The sequence below is a fragment of the Microbacterium sp. gxy059 genome (genome assembly GCF_050958665.1).
In the GTDB taxonomy this organism is placed as follows: Bacteria; Actinomycetota; Actinomycetes; order Actinomycetales; family Microbacteriaceae; genus Microbacterium.
Genome location: NZ_JAMXWT010000002.1, coordinates 243419 through 257381 on the forward strand (window position 1 = coordinate 243419; position 13963 = coordinate 257381).

The window sequence follows — 13963 nt, forward strand, 5'->3', positions numbered from 1 at the left end:
GCGGGGCCGGGGATCCGACGATCCCCGGCCCCGCGTCGAGGGCGCGTCAGCGCGTCACGCGACGTCCTCGTCGACCCAGCCCATCGACTTCTCGATGGCCTTGCGCCACTGGCGCAGCAGGCGCTCGCGCTCGGCGGCGTCCATCTGGGGCTCCCAGCGGCGGTCCTCCTGCCAGTTGGCGGAGAGGTCGTCGAGGCCCGCCCAGAACCCGACGGCGAGGCCCGCCGCGTAGGCGGCGCCGAGCGCGGTCGTCTCGGCCACCACGGGGCGCACGACCGGCACGCCGAGCACGTCGGCCTGGAACTGCATGAGCGTGTCGTTGGCGACCATGCCGCCGTCGACCTTGAGCTCGGCGAGGTCGACCCCGGCATCGGCGTTGACGGCGTCGAGCACGTCGCGCGACTGGTACGCGACGGCCTCGAGCGCGGCGCGCGCGATGTGGTTCTTCGTCGCGTAGCGCGTCAGGCCGAGGATCGCGCCGCGAGCGTCCGGACGCCAGTACGGAGCGAACAGGCCCGAGAAGGCCGGCACGACGTAGACGCCGCCGTTGTCGTCGACCTGCTTCGCGAGCTCCTCCACCTCAGGGGCGTCCGAGATGATGCCGAGCTGGTCGCGCAGCCACTGGATGAGCGATCCGGTGACGGCGATCGACCCCTCGAGCGCGTAGCGCGTCGGCTGGTCGCCCAGCTTGTATCCCACCGTGGTGAGCAGGCCGTTCTTCGAGTGGACGATCTCCTCGCCCGTCTGGAAGATGAGGAAGTTGCCCGTCCCGTAGGTGTTCTTGCTCTCGCCCGCCTGGAATGCCGCCTGCCCGAAGGTGGCCGCCTGCTGGTCGCCCAGGATGCCCGCGATCGGGGTCTCGCGCAGCAGCGACGAGTCCTCCGCGTGCCCGTAGATCTCCGACGATGAGCGGATCTCGGGCATCATCGACTTCGGCACGCCGAATTCCTCGAGGATGTCGTCGCGCCACTCGAGGGTCTCGAGGTCCATGAACAGCGTGCGGGAGGCGTTCGTCACGTCGGTGACGTGCACGCCGCCGTCGGTGCCGCCCGTGAGGTTCCACAGCACCCACGCGTCGGTCGTGCCGAACGCGAGGTCGCCCGCCTCGGCGCGCTCGCGAGCGCCCTCGACGTTCTCGAGGATCCAGCGGATCTTCGTGCCGGCGAAGTAGGTCGCGAGCGGCAGGCCCACGATCTCCTTGAAGCGGTCGGTGCCCTCGTCGCCGGCGATCTCGTCGACGATGTCCTGCGTGCGGGTGTCCTGCCACACGATGGCGTTGTAGACGGGCTCTCCGGTCTTGCGGTCCCACACGACCGTCGTCTCGCGCTGGTTCGTGATCCCGACGGCGGCGATGTGGTGGCGGGTGAGGTCGGCGCGGCTCAGCGCGAGGCCGATGACCTCCTGGACGTTGCGCCAGATCTCCCGCGGGTCATGCTCCACCCAGCCCGGGCGGGGCATGATCTGCTCGTGCTCCTTCTGCCCGACCGAGACGATCGAGCCCTTCTTGTCGAAGACGATGGCGCGGGACGACGTCGTGCCCTGGTCGATCGCGAGGATGTAGTCAGCCATGGTGTTTCTTCTCCTTTGAAAGGCCGTGGGGTCAGACGAGCGAGAGGAGGGCGGGGGCGGCGAGGGCCGCGAGGACGCCGCCGATCAGCGGGCCCACGACGGGCACCCACGAGTAGGCCCAGTCGCTCGAGCCCTTGCCGGGGATCGGGAGGATCGCGTGGGCGATGCGGGGGCCGAGGTCGCGGGCCGGGTTGATCGCGTACCCCGTGGGGCCGCCGAGCGAGGCGCCGATGCCGACGACGAGGAGCGCGACGGGGAGCGCGGTGAGCGGTCCGAGTCCTCCGGGGACGCCGACCTGGATGTCGCCGTGATCCGCGAACCCGAAGATGATGAACACCAGCGCGAACGTGCCGATGATCTCCGTGACGAGGTTCCATCCGTAGGAGCGCAGCTCTGGTCCCGTCGAGAACACGCCGAGCTTGTTGGCGGGGCTCTCCTCGGCGTCGAAGTGCTTCTTGTAGGCGAGCCAGCACAGGATCGCGCCGAGGACGCCGCCGACGAGCTCCGCCGCGGTGGCGACGAAGAACATCGTCATCGTGATGTCGCCCGCGACGAGCAGGCCGATGCCGACGGCGGGGTTGAGGATCGCGCCGGAGTACGACGAGGCGATCACGCCGATGAACACCGCGAGGCCCCAGCCCCAGTTGATCATCAGGGTGCCGCCGCCGAAGCCCTTCGTCTTGGCGAGGACCACGTTGGCGACGACGCCGCATCCGAACAGGACGAGGAGGGTGGTGCCGACGAGCTCCGAGGTGAAGTAGAGCCCGAGATTGACGTCTTCCATGTCTTCTTTGACCTTTCGTCGTGCAGCGTCCGTCGCTGCGACGTGTGTGGGGTTGTGGGTTGTGGGGTGCTGCCTCCGGCGGGGCGTCGTCCGCGATGCCCCGCCGGACGGCTTCTAGGAGGCGGCGAGCTCGACGCCGTGCGCGTCGGCGAGCTCCGCGCGGAAGGCGCGGACCTCGTCGTCCCGACGCTCGGCGTCCCAGCCCAGCAGCGGGGCGAGGGCGTCGGCGATCTCGTCGATCGCGGACGCGTCGGCATCGCCCGTGAAGGCGAGGCTCGTCCGACGCAGGATCACGTCGACGAGGTGCACGACGTACTCGTTCTCGACCATCCAGGCGAGTTCGCGCGTCGAGACGTCTCCGTCGGCGAGCGGCTGGTCGTCGTCGTCGGCGATGTGCGACCAGACATCCGCCGCGCGGGTTCCGTAGCGCGCCAGCAGGGTCTCGGCGCGGTCTCCCGCTCCGGCCAGGTTCCGTCGGATCCACTCGGCGCGCTGCGCGTCCTCGCGGGGGAAGCCCTTCCCGCCGCCGATCGGCAGGTCGGCCGTGGACGTCGTGCGGGGCCGCCCGAGGATCTCGAGCACGCGGTCGGCGAGCGACTCCCCGAGCGCGCGGAAGGTCGTCCACTTCCCGCCCACGAGGCTGAGCAGCGGCACGCCGCCGGAGCGGTCGACCTCCACCCGGTAGTCGCGGGAGACGAAGCCGGGCGCGGTGTCCTCGTGGCGGGGGAGCGGGCGGATCCCGGAGAAGCGGTAGACGATCTGCGAGCGGTCGACCGCGATCTGCGGGAACACGTGGTGGATGAGGTCGAAGAAGTAGTCGATCTCCTCCTCCGTGCAGCGCGCGGGCTCGCGGGGGTCGGCGTCGATGTCGGTCGTGCCGACGAGCACCCGCCCCTTGAGCGGGTAGATGAGGACGATGCGCCCGTCGTCGTGCTCGAAGAAGATCTCGCGCCCCTTGGTGGCGGCGAGCAGCTCCGGGTGGTCGAGCACGACGTGCGAGCCCTTGGTCCCTCCCATGAAGCGGGTGCCCTTCCCGAGCGCCTCGTTCGTGAGGTCGGTCCAGGGGCCCGAGGCGTTGACGACCACGTCTGCCGCGATCTCGAAGGTCTCGCCGGTCTCGCGGTCGGCGACCTCCACGCCCGTCGCGGTGCGGCCCACGGCCTCCACGTAGTTCAGGGCGTGCGCGCCGTCGTGCGCGCGGACGCCGTCGAGCAGCACGTCGAGCGCGAGGCGCTCGGGATCGTGCATCGAGGCGTCGAAGTAGGTCGCGGTGTACTTGACGTTCGCGTCGAGCGCCGGGAGGTCGGCGAGGGCGCGGGAGCGGCGCCGGAAGCTGTGGCGGGGGACGGATCCGCCGTCGCGCGAGAAGGTGTCGTAGATGGTGAGCCCGACCTTGATGAGCGCCGCGCCGCGCTCCTTCGGCTTCCCCGAGCGGTGGGTGAGGAAGCGCAGGGGCGCCGACATCACGCCGGAGAAGGTGGAGTAGATCGGGATGGTCGTCTCGAGCGGCTTCACGAAGTGCGGTGCGAGGCGCAGCAGGCGGTTGCGCTCCTCGACCGACTCCTTCACGAGGCGGAACTCGCCGTTCTCCAGGTAGCGGATGCCGCCGTGCACCATGTGGCTGGAGGCCGACGAGGCTCCGGACGCGAAGTCGCCGCGCTCCACGAGCACGACGTCGATGCCCTGCAGCGCGAGGTCGCGGAAGGTCGAGATGCCGTTGATGCCGCCGCCGATGATGAGGACGGAGGTGCGGCCGTTCTCACGCACGGTGCGGACGTCGGATCGGGTGGCAGACATCGGATTCCTCTTTCGTCGAAGTCGGGAATATCCTGACAACGCCGACAGAGATGAGCAAGCGGGCTGCACGAATGTGCAGAAGGGGACGGAGCGCGGCGATGAACGAGGGACGAGGCATGCAAGCTCGTGACCAGAAGGCCATGCAGGCGCTGCGCGCGGCGCAGCTCTACTACCAGCAGGACCGCACGATGGAGGCGATCGCGCACGAGCTGCGCACGTCGCGCTCGTCGGTCTCGCGGCTGCTGTCCTACGCGCGCGAGATCGGCATCGTGGACATCCGGGTCTCCTCGCCGCTCGAGCACGCGGGCATCCTCGCCAAGCGCATCCACTCGCGCTACGGCGTGTCCGCGCACGTCGTCCCGATGCCGGGGAGCGTCAGCGAGACGGATCGCCTGGACCGGGTCGCGATGACAGGCGCGCACCTGCTCGCGCAGTTCATGGAGTCGAACATGGTCGTGGGCGTCGCGTGGGGGTCCACCGTGAGCGCCGTGAGCAGGCACCTCACACGCGTGCCCGTGCACGGGACGACGTTCGTGCAGCTCAACGGGGCGGGGAACACGCTCACGACGGGCGTCGAGTACTCGAGCGAGATCCTCGTGCGCTTCCGGGAGGCGTTCGACGCGAAGGTGCAGCAGTTCCCCGTCCCGGCCTTCTTCGACGACCCGCGCACGCGCGACGCGATGTGGCGCGAGCGGATGACGCAGCGCGTGCTCGGGCTGCAGTCGCGCATGGACATCGCCCTGTTCAGCGTCGGATCGCCCGCGGCCGACGTGCCCAGCCAGGTGTACGTCGGCGGGTACCTCGAGGACGAGGACTACCGCCAGCTCGAAGACGACGGGGCGATCGGAGACGTCGCGACGGTGTTCTATCGCGCGGACGGGTCATGGCGCGACATCGCTCTCAACCACCGGGCGACGGGGCCGTCGCTCGACCGGCTGCGCCGGGTGCCGCGGCGGATCTGCGCCGTCGCCGGAACGCACAAGCTGGCGGCGCTCCGCGGGGCTCTGGCAGGGGAGCTCGTGACCGATCTCGTGGTCGACGAGCTGCTCGCGAGCCGGCTGATCGAGGCGCCCTGATCGGATCAGGATCCCTCCGCCCTGCCCCGTCGCCGGTACCCCATGAACGCCACGGAGCGGCGAGGGGCGAGAGAGGGAGGCTCGCTTCACTCCTCTCAGTCCGCGAGCCGAGGACACGCGACCGCTCCCGTTCGCTTCACAGGGCGGCATCTGGCAAGATGGAACGCTGAAGCGCGTGCTCGACCCTCTATCCAGCACGGCGCTTCGCCCTTTCAGAGCTTCCGCCGGCGTGCATACCCCACGCGCAGGGCGACTGGTTCGTTCACTCTTTCCAATCCACAGGAGAATCGTGGCTGTCAAGATCCGTCTGAAGCGCCTCGGCAAGATCCGCGCGCCCTACTACCGCATCGTCATCGCCGACTCGCGCACCAAGCGCGATGGTCGTGTGATCGAGGAGATCGGCAAGTACCACCCCACCGAGGAGCCCTCGTTCATCGAGGTCGACTCGGAGCGCGCTCAGTACTGGCTGTCCGTCGGCGCCCAGCCGACCGACCAGGTGCGCGCCCTGCTCAAGATCACGGGCGACTGGGGTCGCTTCCAGGGCGACGCCGACGCGAAGAGCACCCTCAAGGTCGCCGACGAGAAGAAGGCCTACGAGGCCGACTCCTCCAAGAAGTCCGTCGTCAAGCCCGCTCAGCCGAAGAAGGCCGAGGAGCCCGCCGAGGCTCCCGAGGCCGAGTCGGCCGAGTAACGCGCGAAGAACCGTCATGCTGGCCGCCGCTCTCGAGCACCTCGTCACGGGCATCGTCGATGACCCGGACGGCGTGCGCATCGTCGAATCCACCTCGCCGCGGGGGGACGTGCTCGAAGTGCACGTCTCGCCCGACGACCGTGGGCGCGTGATCGGGCGCGGCGGCCGCACGGCGAAGTCCCTGCGGGTCGTCGTCTCCGCTCTGGCCGAAGGACGACGCGTGCGCGTCGACGTGGCCGACGACTGATGGCAGCGCAGAAGACCCCGAAGAACCAGCTCCGCGTCGGCCGCGTCCTCAAGGCGCACGGCCTCAAGGGCGCGCTCAAGCTGGAGCTGTACACCGACGACCCCGAGGGACGCTTCGTCCCGGGAGCGTCCTTCACGCTCCAGGTGCCCGAGCACTCGAAGTGGCACCGCCAGACGATCTCCGTCCGCGAGTTCCGCTGGATGAACGCGAGCCCCATCGTCTTCTTCGACGGCATCGACGATCGCACGGAGGCGGAGACGCTCGTGCGCGCGATCCTGTGGGTGGACCACGACGAGTCCACGCAGAGCACCGAGCCGGACGCCTGGTACGACCACCAGCTGGTCGGCCTCGAGGCCGTCCGCGACGGCGAGGTCGTCGGGCGCATCGCCCGCGTCGAGCATCTGCCGGCGCAGGATCTCCTCATCGTCTCGTCGGGCGACCGCGAGGTCATGGTGCCCTTCGTCCGCGCGATCGTGCCGGACGTGGACCCGATCGCGGGTCGCGTCGTCCTCACGCCCCCTCCGGGCCTCTTCGAGGACCTCCCCGACGGCGACGACGCCTAGCGCGGGATGTCCGCGGACGTCGGGAGACCCCCGAGCGGGGGCGCGCTGCCGCTCTGGCTCGCCTCCCTCCTCGCCGTCCTCGGCGGCCTCGCGCTCGACGCGGCGTTCCCGTCGTGGGGCGTCTGGCCGCTCGCCTTCGTCGGCGTCGGCCTGAGCCTCCTCTCCCTCATCGGACGCCGAGCAGGCGGCGCGCTGCTCGTGGGCGCGCTCTTCGGTGCGGCGTTCTACTTCCCCCACATCGACTGGGCCTCGCGGTTCCTCGGCGACGATCCCCTGAGGTGGGTGCCGTGGGTCGCGCTCGCGGGCGTCGAGACGCTCTTCACGGGCCTCGGGGCGATCCTCATCACCCTGGCGTATCGGTGGGTGCGGAGGGCAGGCGCCGGCGCGCTCGTCCGCCTCGCGGCGGCGCCCCTCGTCGCCGGTCTCTGGACCGCGCGCGAGCTCGTCATGGGCTCGTGGCCCTACACGGGCTTCCCGTGGGGGCGGATCGGCATGGCGTTCGCGAGCAGCCCGCTCGCGCCCGTCGCGTCGTGGACCGGCGTCGCGGGGCTGACGTTCCTCGTGGTGCTCCTGGTCGCTCTCGCGATCGAGGGCGCGCGGCTGCTGCGCGCGCCGAGGGCCCTGGCGAGCCGTCGCGGTCTCGTGCTCGTCGCTCCGGCGCTCCTCCTCGCCGTGCTCGTCGTCGTGCCCGCCTTCCCGACGGCGCCGGCCGGGACGATCCGCGTCGCCGCCGTCCAGGGCGACGGGCCCGCCGCGTATCTGGACCGGCGCGAGGCCTACGACGTGCTCGACGCCCAGATCGCCGCGTCGGAGCCGGCGATCGGCGCGGACGTCGACCTCGTGCTCTGGCCGGAGGGCGGCGTCGACGCCGATCCGCTGGCCGATCGGCGGGCCGCGGCCGCGCTCGACGCGGCGGTCGGCGCCTTCGACGCGCCGCTCCTCATGAACGCCGCCGTGCAGAACGGCGAGCTCGTGTTCAACACGTCGATGCTCTGGACCGAGGAGGGGCCAGCGGGGCGGCATTCCAAGCGCTACCCGGTCCCGTTCGGCGAGTACGTGCCGCAGCGCGACCTGTACGAGCGGATCGTCCCGTCGCTCGTGGGGATGATCCAGCGGGAGTACGAGCCGGGCAGGGACGCGCCGGTCATCGACGTGGACGGCACGGGCGTCGGGCTCGCGATCTGCTTCGACGTGCTCTTCGACGATCTCCTCCAGGAGGGGATCCGCGAGGGCGCTCAGGTGCTCATGTTCCAGACGAACAACGCCGACTTCCGCGGGACAGACGAGAACCTCCAGCAGCTCGCGTTCGCGCGCATGCGCGCCGTGGAGACGGGGCGGAGCGTGGTGAACGTGTCGACCGTCGGCACCAGCCAGGTGATCGGACCCGACGGCGCGACCCTCCAGCAGATCCCCGCGGACGAGCCGGGCGCGCTCATCGCCGACGTCGAGCTGCGCGACGGCGAGACCCCGGCGGTCGCGATCGGCGGCGGCATCCGCGTGCTCCTCCTCCTGGCGCCGATCGCGGGGCTCGTCGCGCTCGGCGCGCGGCACGCGAGACGCCGGGCCCGCTGACCGGGACGGGCGTACGCTGAGGGCATGGCCGAGAAGTACTGGTACAACTCCCGCACCGGCGAGGTCGAGAAGGGCCCGCAGTCGCTCGCGATCGATCGCGTCGGCCCCTTCGACACGGCCGAGGAGGCCGCGCGGGCGCCCGAGGTGCTCCGCGAGCGGGCGAAGTCCTGGGAAGAGGACGAGGAGCGCGAGAGCGAATGGCCGGGCGCCGATGGGCGCTGAGCGCGTGTCGCGCGGGACGCGGACAGTAAGCTGACAGGCATGGACAAGCAGCAGGATTTCGTGCTCCGCACGATCGAGGAGCGCGGCGTGAAGTTCGTGCGCCTGTGGTTCACCGATGTCATCGGATCGCTGAAGTCCGTCGCGATCGCGCCCGCCGAGGTCGAGGGCGCGTTCGCCGAGGGCATCGGCTTCGACGGCTCGGCGATCGAGGGGCTCACGCGCGTCCACGAGAGCGATCTGTTGGCGCATCCCGAGCCCTCCACGTTCCAGCTGCTGCCCTGGCGGGGCGACGTCGAGCCGACGGCGCGCATGTTCTGCGACCTCACGACGCCCGACGGCCAGCCCGCCGTCTCCGACCCGCGCAACGTGCTGAAGCGCACGCTCGCGAAGGCGGCGGACGCCGGGTTCACCTTCTACACCCACCCCGAGATGGAGTTCTACCTCTTCACGGGGGGGGAGAACGGCCAGCCGCCCGTGCCCGTCGACACGGCGGGCTACTTCGACAACGTGCCAGGCGGCACCGCCCACGACTTCCGGCGTCGCGCGGTGCGCATGCTCGAGGAGCTGGGCATCTCCGTCGAGTACAGCCACCACGAGGGCGGACCGGGCCAGAACGAGATCGACCTGCGCTACGCCGACGGCCTGACGATGGCCGACAACATCATGACCTTCCGCACGGTCGTGAAGGAGGTGGCGATCGAGGAGGGCGTGCGCGCGACGTTCATGCCCAAGCCTCTCTCGGGCGAGCCGGGCAGCGGCATGCACACGCACATGTCGCTCTTCGAGGGCGATCAGAACGCCTTCTACGAGGAGGGCGCGCCCCACCAGCTCTCGGACGTCGGGCGGCACTTCATCGCGGGGCTGCTGCGCCACTCCGAGGAGATCTCGCTGGTGCTCAACCAGTTCGTCAACTCGTACAAGCGGGTGTGGGGCGGCGACGAGGCGCCCAGCTACATCGCGTGGGGGCACAACAACCGCTCCGCGCTCGTGCGCGTGCCCATGTACAAGCCGGGCAAGGGCCAGTCGGCGCGCGTCGAGCACCGCGGCGTCGACTCGGCCGCGAACCCGTACCTCGCCTACGCGCTCATGCTCGCGGCCGGCCTGAAGGGCATCGAGGAGGAGTACGAGCTCCCGCCCGAGGCCCAGCACAACATCTGGCTCCTGAGCGACGCGGAGCGCCGCGCCCTCGGCTACCGCCCCCTGCCGTCGAGCCTCGAGCACGCGATCGAGCTCATGGAGCGCAGCGAGCTCGTGGCCGAGACGCTGGGGGAGCAGGCGTTCCGCTACGTCCTCGCGAACAAGCGCCGCGAGTTCGAGCAGTACCGCCAGCAGGTCACCTCGCTGGAGCTGAAGACGACGCTGAACCTCATCTGACCCGCCGTGTCCTCGGAACGCCGCTCTCCCCGCGCCCATCTCGCGCGCGCGGGATTCGTCGACCTCGACGAGGCCTCCGCGGGGCTCGACGAGCTCGCGGAGCTGACCGGATTCGACCGCGAGAGGCTCGTCGCGGGGGCCGCCCTCGCGGCCGACGCCGACGAGAGCGTGCGCTCGCTCGGCGCGATCGCCCGCAGAGACCCGGGCGCGCTGCGCGCGGCGATGGCGGAGCCGCTGTCGGAGAGGCGGGTCTGGCGCCTGCTCGGAGCCTCGCAGGGCTTCGCGACCTTCTTCCTCCGGCACCCCGGCCTCCTCGCCGACGCCGTGGAGGGCGAGCGGATCCTGCCGACGGCCGACGAGATGGAGCGCGCGCTGGCGGAGTCGGTCGGCGCGGCGGACGGCATCGCCGCGGTCACGGGCGAGGATGCCTGGAACGCGCTGCGCGTGGCCTACCGCTGCGTGCTCGCGCGGATCGCGATGGTCGACCTCTCGTCCCCCGAGCCTGTCGAGGCGGTGCGCGGCGTGTCCCGCGCCCTGGCGGATGCCGCCGGCGCCGCGCTCGAGGCGTCGCTCGCCGTCGCGCGGGCCCGCCTCTCCGACGCGCGGGTCCCGGGATCCTTCTCGCCGGAGGAGGTCCGCGACACCCGGATGGCGATCATCGGCATGGGCAAGGCCGGCGCCAGGGAACTGAACTACGTCTCGGACGTCGACGTGATCTTCGTCGGCGAGCCGCGGGAGGGCTCTGACCTCTCCGAGGCGCGCGCCCTCGAGATCGCCACGCGCCTCGCGGTCGAGACGATGCGCGGCATCAGCTCCTTCGAGACCGAGCCGCCCCTGTGGGAGGTCGACCCGAACCTGAGGCCGGAGGGACGGCAGGGGGCGCTCGTGCGCACGCTCGCGTCCCACCTCGCCTACTACGCGCGGTGGGCGCACTCGTGGGAGTTCCAGGCGCTGCTCAAGGCCCGCCCGCTCGCCGGCGACCGCGCGCTCGGCGAGGACTACGTAGCCGGGACCCAGCCGCTCGTGTGGGCGAGCGCGTCGCGCGACGGATTCGTCGACAGCGTGCAGGAGATGCGCGAGCGCGTGAGCGACAACGTTTCCTCCGACGAGGCGGACCGGCAGATCAAGCTCGGGCGGGGAGGGCTGCGCGACATCGAGTTCACGGTGCAGCTCCTGCAGCTCGTGCACGGTCGCGCCGACCCCTCCGTGCGCGCGTCCGGGACGCTCGACGCCCTCGATCAGCTCGTCGAGGGCGGCTACATCGGCCGAGCCGATGCGGCGACCTTCGCGACCGACTATCGGCTCCTGCGCCTCCTCGAGCACCGGCTGCAGCTCATGCCGCTCACGCGCACCCATCTCGTTCCCGACTCCGACGAGGGGCGTCGCGTGCTCGCCCGCTCGACGGGGCTGTTCGATCCCTCGGTCGACGCGGCCGGAGGCGGATCCTCCGACATCACGACGCTCTGGGCGCGGGTGCGCCAGGAGGTGCGCGACGCGCACGTGCGGCTCTTCTACCGGCCGCTGCTGTCGGCGGTCGCGACGATGTCCCCTGGCGACGCCCGCGCTCTGACGGGGGACGAGGCGCACGACCGCCTCGCGGCGATCGGCTTCCGCAACCCGACGGGGGCGCTCCGCCACATCGGTGCCCTGACCCGCGGGGTGAGCCGGAAGTCGACGGTGCAGCGCACCCTCATGCCGGTCATGCTGCACTGGTTCGCCGACGGCGTGGATCCCGATCAGGGCCTCATCTCGTACCGCCGCATCAGCGAGCGCCTGGGCGACAGCCCGTGGTTCCTCCGCGTGCTGCGCGACTCGTCCGGCGCCGCGGAGTCGCTGACGACGCTGCTCAGCGGCTCCCGCTACGTCGGCGAGCTCATGGAGTGGATCCCGGAGTCGGTCGCGTGGCTCGACAGCGAGGAGCAGATGCGGCCCCGATCCCGCGACGTGCTCGAGTTCGAGGCGCGGGCGATCGCGAAGCGCCGGCAGTCGCTCGACAAGGCCGCCCAGGCGATCCGCGGGATGCGGCGTCGGGAGCTGCTGCGCACCGCGATGGGCGCGGTCCTGGGGTCGCTCACGATCAAGGAGGTCACGACCTCCATCTCCGCGATCACCGACGTGACCCTGAGCGCGATGCTCGCGGCTGTGCGGCGCGAGGTCGTGCCGCCCGAGCACGACGGGCTGGAGTTCGCGATCATCGGCATGGGCCGCTACGGCGGCGAGGAGATGGGCTACGGCTCGGATGTGGACGTCATGTACGTCTCCCGGCCGGGGCCGGTCGAGTCATCCGTCGCAGATCGGCTGTCGCGCGCGATCGTCTCGCGTCTCCGAGAGGTCTGCGAGGACGCCAGGGCGCCCTTCGACCTCGACGCCGATCTGCGCCCCGAGGGACGCAAGGGCCCGCTCGTGCGCACGCTCGACGCGTACGCCGCCTACTACGCCCGCTGGTCGGTGTCGTGGGAGGCGCAGGCGCTCCTGCGCGCCCGGGCCGTCGCGGGCAGCCCGGATCTGGGCGCCGACTTCATGCGGATGGCCGACGAGGTCCGGTACCCCTCGCGTGCCGAGGAGACCGACGTGCGCGAGATCAAGCGGATCAAGGCGCGCGTGGAGAACGAGCGCCTGCCGCGCGGCATCGACCGCACGCGGCACCTGAAGCTCGGCCCCGGCGGGCTGAGCGACGTCGAGTGGCTCGTGCAGCTCATCCAGCTGCAGCACGCGCACGAGGTCCCCGAGCTGCGCACGCCGCGCACGCTGAAGGCCCTGCGCGCCGCCTACGATGCGGGCTTCATCGGCCGGGAGGACGCGCAGAGGCTGGGGGCGGCATGGCGCCTCGCGACCCGCCTGCGCTCGGCCAACACGCTCCTCGCCGGGCGCACGAGCGACGTGCTCCCCACGGGGCTCCACGACCTCGACGGCGTCGGACGGATCCTCGGACGGGGGCCGGGAGCGGGGGCGGCGGTCGAGGAGGGCTGGCTGCGCACGGCCAGGCGCGCCCGCTGGTCGTACGAGGAGATCTTCTACGACCTGTGACCCGCACCCGTGACATCTGTCACGGGTGCGACGTGACATCGCCCTCCTGCGCCCCGCCGCGGCCGCGCGAGAGAGTCGTGGCATGGACGACGCACGCAGCACCTCGGCCCGTCTGGCGCCATCGGACCGCGATCAGGCGGTCGAGATCACGGGCCTCACGCGCCGATTCGGCCGAGGCGAACAGAGGGTCACCGCGGTCGACGGCATCGATCTGCGCATCGCGCAGGGCGAGGTCGTCGCGCTGCTCGGCCCCAACGGGGCGGGCAAGACGACCGCGCTCGACATGCTCCTCGGCCTCAGCGAACCCGACTCAGGGACGGCGCGCGTGCGGGGCGAGCGGCCGCGCCGCGCGGTCGAGACCGGACGCCTCGCGGCGGTGCTGCAGACGGGCGGGCTGCTCGCGGACCTCACGGTGCGCGAGACGCTCGACGTCATCGGCAGCCTCCACGGCGCGTCCTCCCGGATCCCGGAGACCATCGAGCGGACCGATCTCGGCGGGATCGCCCGCCGGCGGGTGGGGAAGTGCTCGGGAGGCGAGCAGCAGAGGCTGAAGTTCGCCCTCGCCCTCCTGCCCGACCCTGACGTGCTCGTGCTCGACGAGCCGACCGCCGGAATGGACGTCACCGCGAGGCGCCGCTTCTGGGACGTGATGCGCGAGGACGCCCGCGCCGGGCGCACGATCCTGTTCGCCACCCACTATCTCGAGGAGGCCGAGCAGTTCGCGCCGCGCACCGTCGTCATGAACCGCGGGAGGATCGTCGCGGACGGCGACACGGCGCAGCTGCGCGGATCCCTCGGCGGGCGCACCGTCGCGGCGACGGCGGAGGGCGACGCGGCCCTGCTCCTCGAGGAAGCCCGCGCGTCGGGGCCGCTCGCGGACGATCCGCACGCCGAAGCGACGGCGGAGGGCGCGCGGATCTCGGTCCGCACCGAGCGCTCGGACGACCTCGCGGCGTGGCTGCTCGCTCGTGGAGCCGTCGATCTGGAGATCACCGCTCCGACCCTCGAATCCGCCTTCGCCACCCTCACGGAGGACTGATC

12 protein-coding genes are annotated in these 13963 nt (G+C 71.5%); 9 read left to right on the forward strand and 3 right to left on the reverse strand.

The window, feature by feature from the left end; translation table 11 throughout:
* Window positions 1–54 precede the first annotated feature (54 nt).
* The 3 genes from glpK to NHL53_RS02750 all read right to left on the reverse strand — a co-directional run bounded on the left by glpK (window position 55) and on the right by NHL53_RS02750 (window position 4150).
* Window positions 55–1569 (reverse strand): glycerol kinase GlpK, encoded by a 1515-nt coding sequence (glpK, locus tag NHL53_RS02740; RefSeq protein ID WP_433774905.1) that lies wholly within the window; start codon window positions 1567–1569, stop codon window positions 55–57.
* Window positions 1570–1600: 31 nt separating this feature from the next.
* Window positions 1601–2353 (reverse strand): MIP/aquaporin family protein, encoded by a 753-nt coding sequence (locus tag NHL53_RS02745; RefSeq protein ID WP_433774907.1) that lies wholly within the window; start codon window positions 2351–2353, stop codon window positions 1601–1603.
* A gap of 114 nt (window positions 2354–2467) precedes the next feature.
* Window positions 2468–4150 (reverse strand): glycerol-3-phosphate dehydrogenase/oxidase, encoded by a 1683-nt coding sequence (locus NHL53_RS02750; protein ID WP_433774909.1) that lies wholly within the window; start codon window positions 4148–4150, stop codon window positions 2468–2470.
* A 116-nt stretch (window positions 4151–4266) separates the two neighbouring features.
* Here NHL53_RS02750 and NHL53_RS02755 point away from each other — a divergent pair, with 116 nt between their 5' ends.
* The 9 genes from NHL53_RS02755 (at window position 4267) to NHL53_RS02795 (ending at window position 13961) form a co-directional block, all read left to right on the forward strand.
* Window positions 4267–5226, forward strand: coding sequence for a sugar-binding transcriptional regulator (locus tag NHL53_RS02755; RefSeq protein WP_433774911.1), 960 nt, complete (start codon window positions 4267–4269; stop codon window positions 5224–5226).
* 289 nt (window positions 5227–5515) lie between these two features.
* Window positions 5516–5917 carry a 30S ribosomal protein S16 gene (rpsP, locus tag NHL53_RS02760; protein WP_433774913.1) on the forward strand — a complete coding sequence of 134 codons (402 nt, stop codon included), beginning with the start codon at window positions 5516–5518 and terminating at the stop codon, window positions 5915–5917.
* Window positions 5918–5933: 16 nt separating this feature from the next.
* Window positions 5934–6164 carry a KH domain-containing protein gene (locus tag NHL53_RS02765; RefSeq protein WP_433774915.1) on the forward strand — a complete coding sequence of 77 codons (231 nt, stop codon included), beginning with the start codon at window positions 5934–5936 and terminating at the stop codon, window positions 6162–6164.
* On the forward strand, window positions 6164–6727 hold the full coding sequence (rimM, locus tag NHL53_RS02770) for a ribosome maturation factor RimM (RefSeq protein WP_433774917.1): 564 nt from the start codon (window positions 6164–6166) through the stop codon (window positions 6725–6727). The genes NHL53_RS02765 and rimM overlap by 1 nt, the downstream gene beginning before the upstream one ends.
* Window positions 6728–6733: 6 nt before the next feature.
* Entirely contained in the window at window positions 6734–8299 is a 1566-nt protein-coding gene (gene lnt, locus NHL53_RS02775; RefSeq protein ID WP_433774920.1) for an apolipoprotein N-acyltransferase, read from the forward strand.
* Between the two features lie 24 nt (window positions 8300–8323).
* A complete protein-coding gene (locus NHL53_RS02780) occupies window positions 8324–8521 on the forward strand; it encodes an SPOR domain-containing protein (protein ID WP_433774922.1) in 198 nt (65 codons plus the stop codon).
* A 39-nt stretch (window positions 8522–8560) separates the two neighbouring features.
* On the forward strand, window positions 8561–9895 hold the full coding sequence (locus NHL53_RS02785; protein WP_433774924.1) for a glutamine synthetase family protein: 1335 nt from the start codon (window positions 8561–8563) through the stop codon (window positions 9893–9895).
* Window positions 9896–9901: 6 nt separating this feature from the next.
* Window positions 9902–12922, forward strand: a complete 3021-nt coding sequence (locus NHL53_RS02790; RefSeq protein ID WP_433774927.1) for a bifunctional [glutamine synthetase] adenylyltransferase/[glutamine synthetase]-adenylyl-L-tyrosine phosphorylase — start codon at window positions 9902–9904, stop codon at window positions 12920–12922.
* An 82-nt stretch (window positions 12923–13004) separates the two neighbouring features.
* On the forward strand, window positions 13005–13961 hold the full coding sequence (locus NHL53_RS02795) for an ABC transporter ATP-binding protein (RefSeq protein ID WP_433774929.1): 957 nt from the start codon (window positions 13005–13007) through the stop codon (window positions 13959–13961).
* Window positions 13962–13963 lie beyond the last annotated feature (2 nt).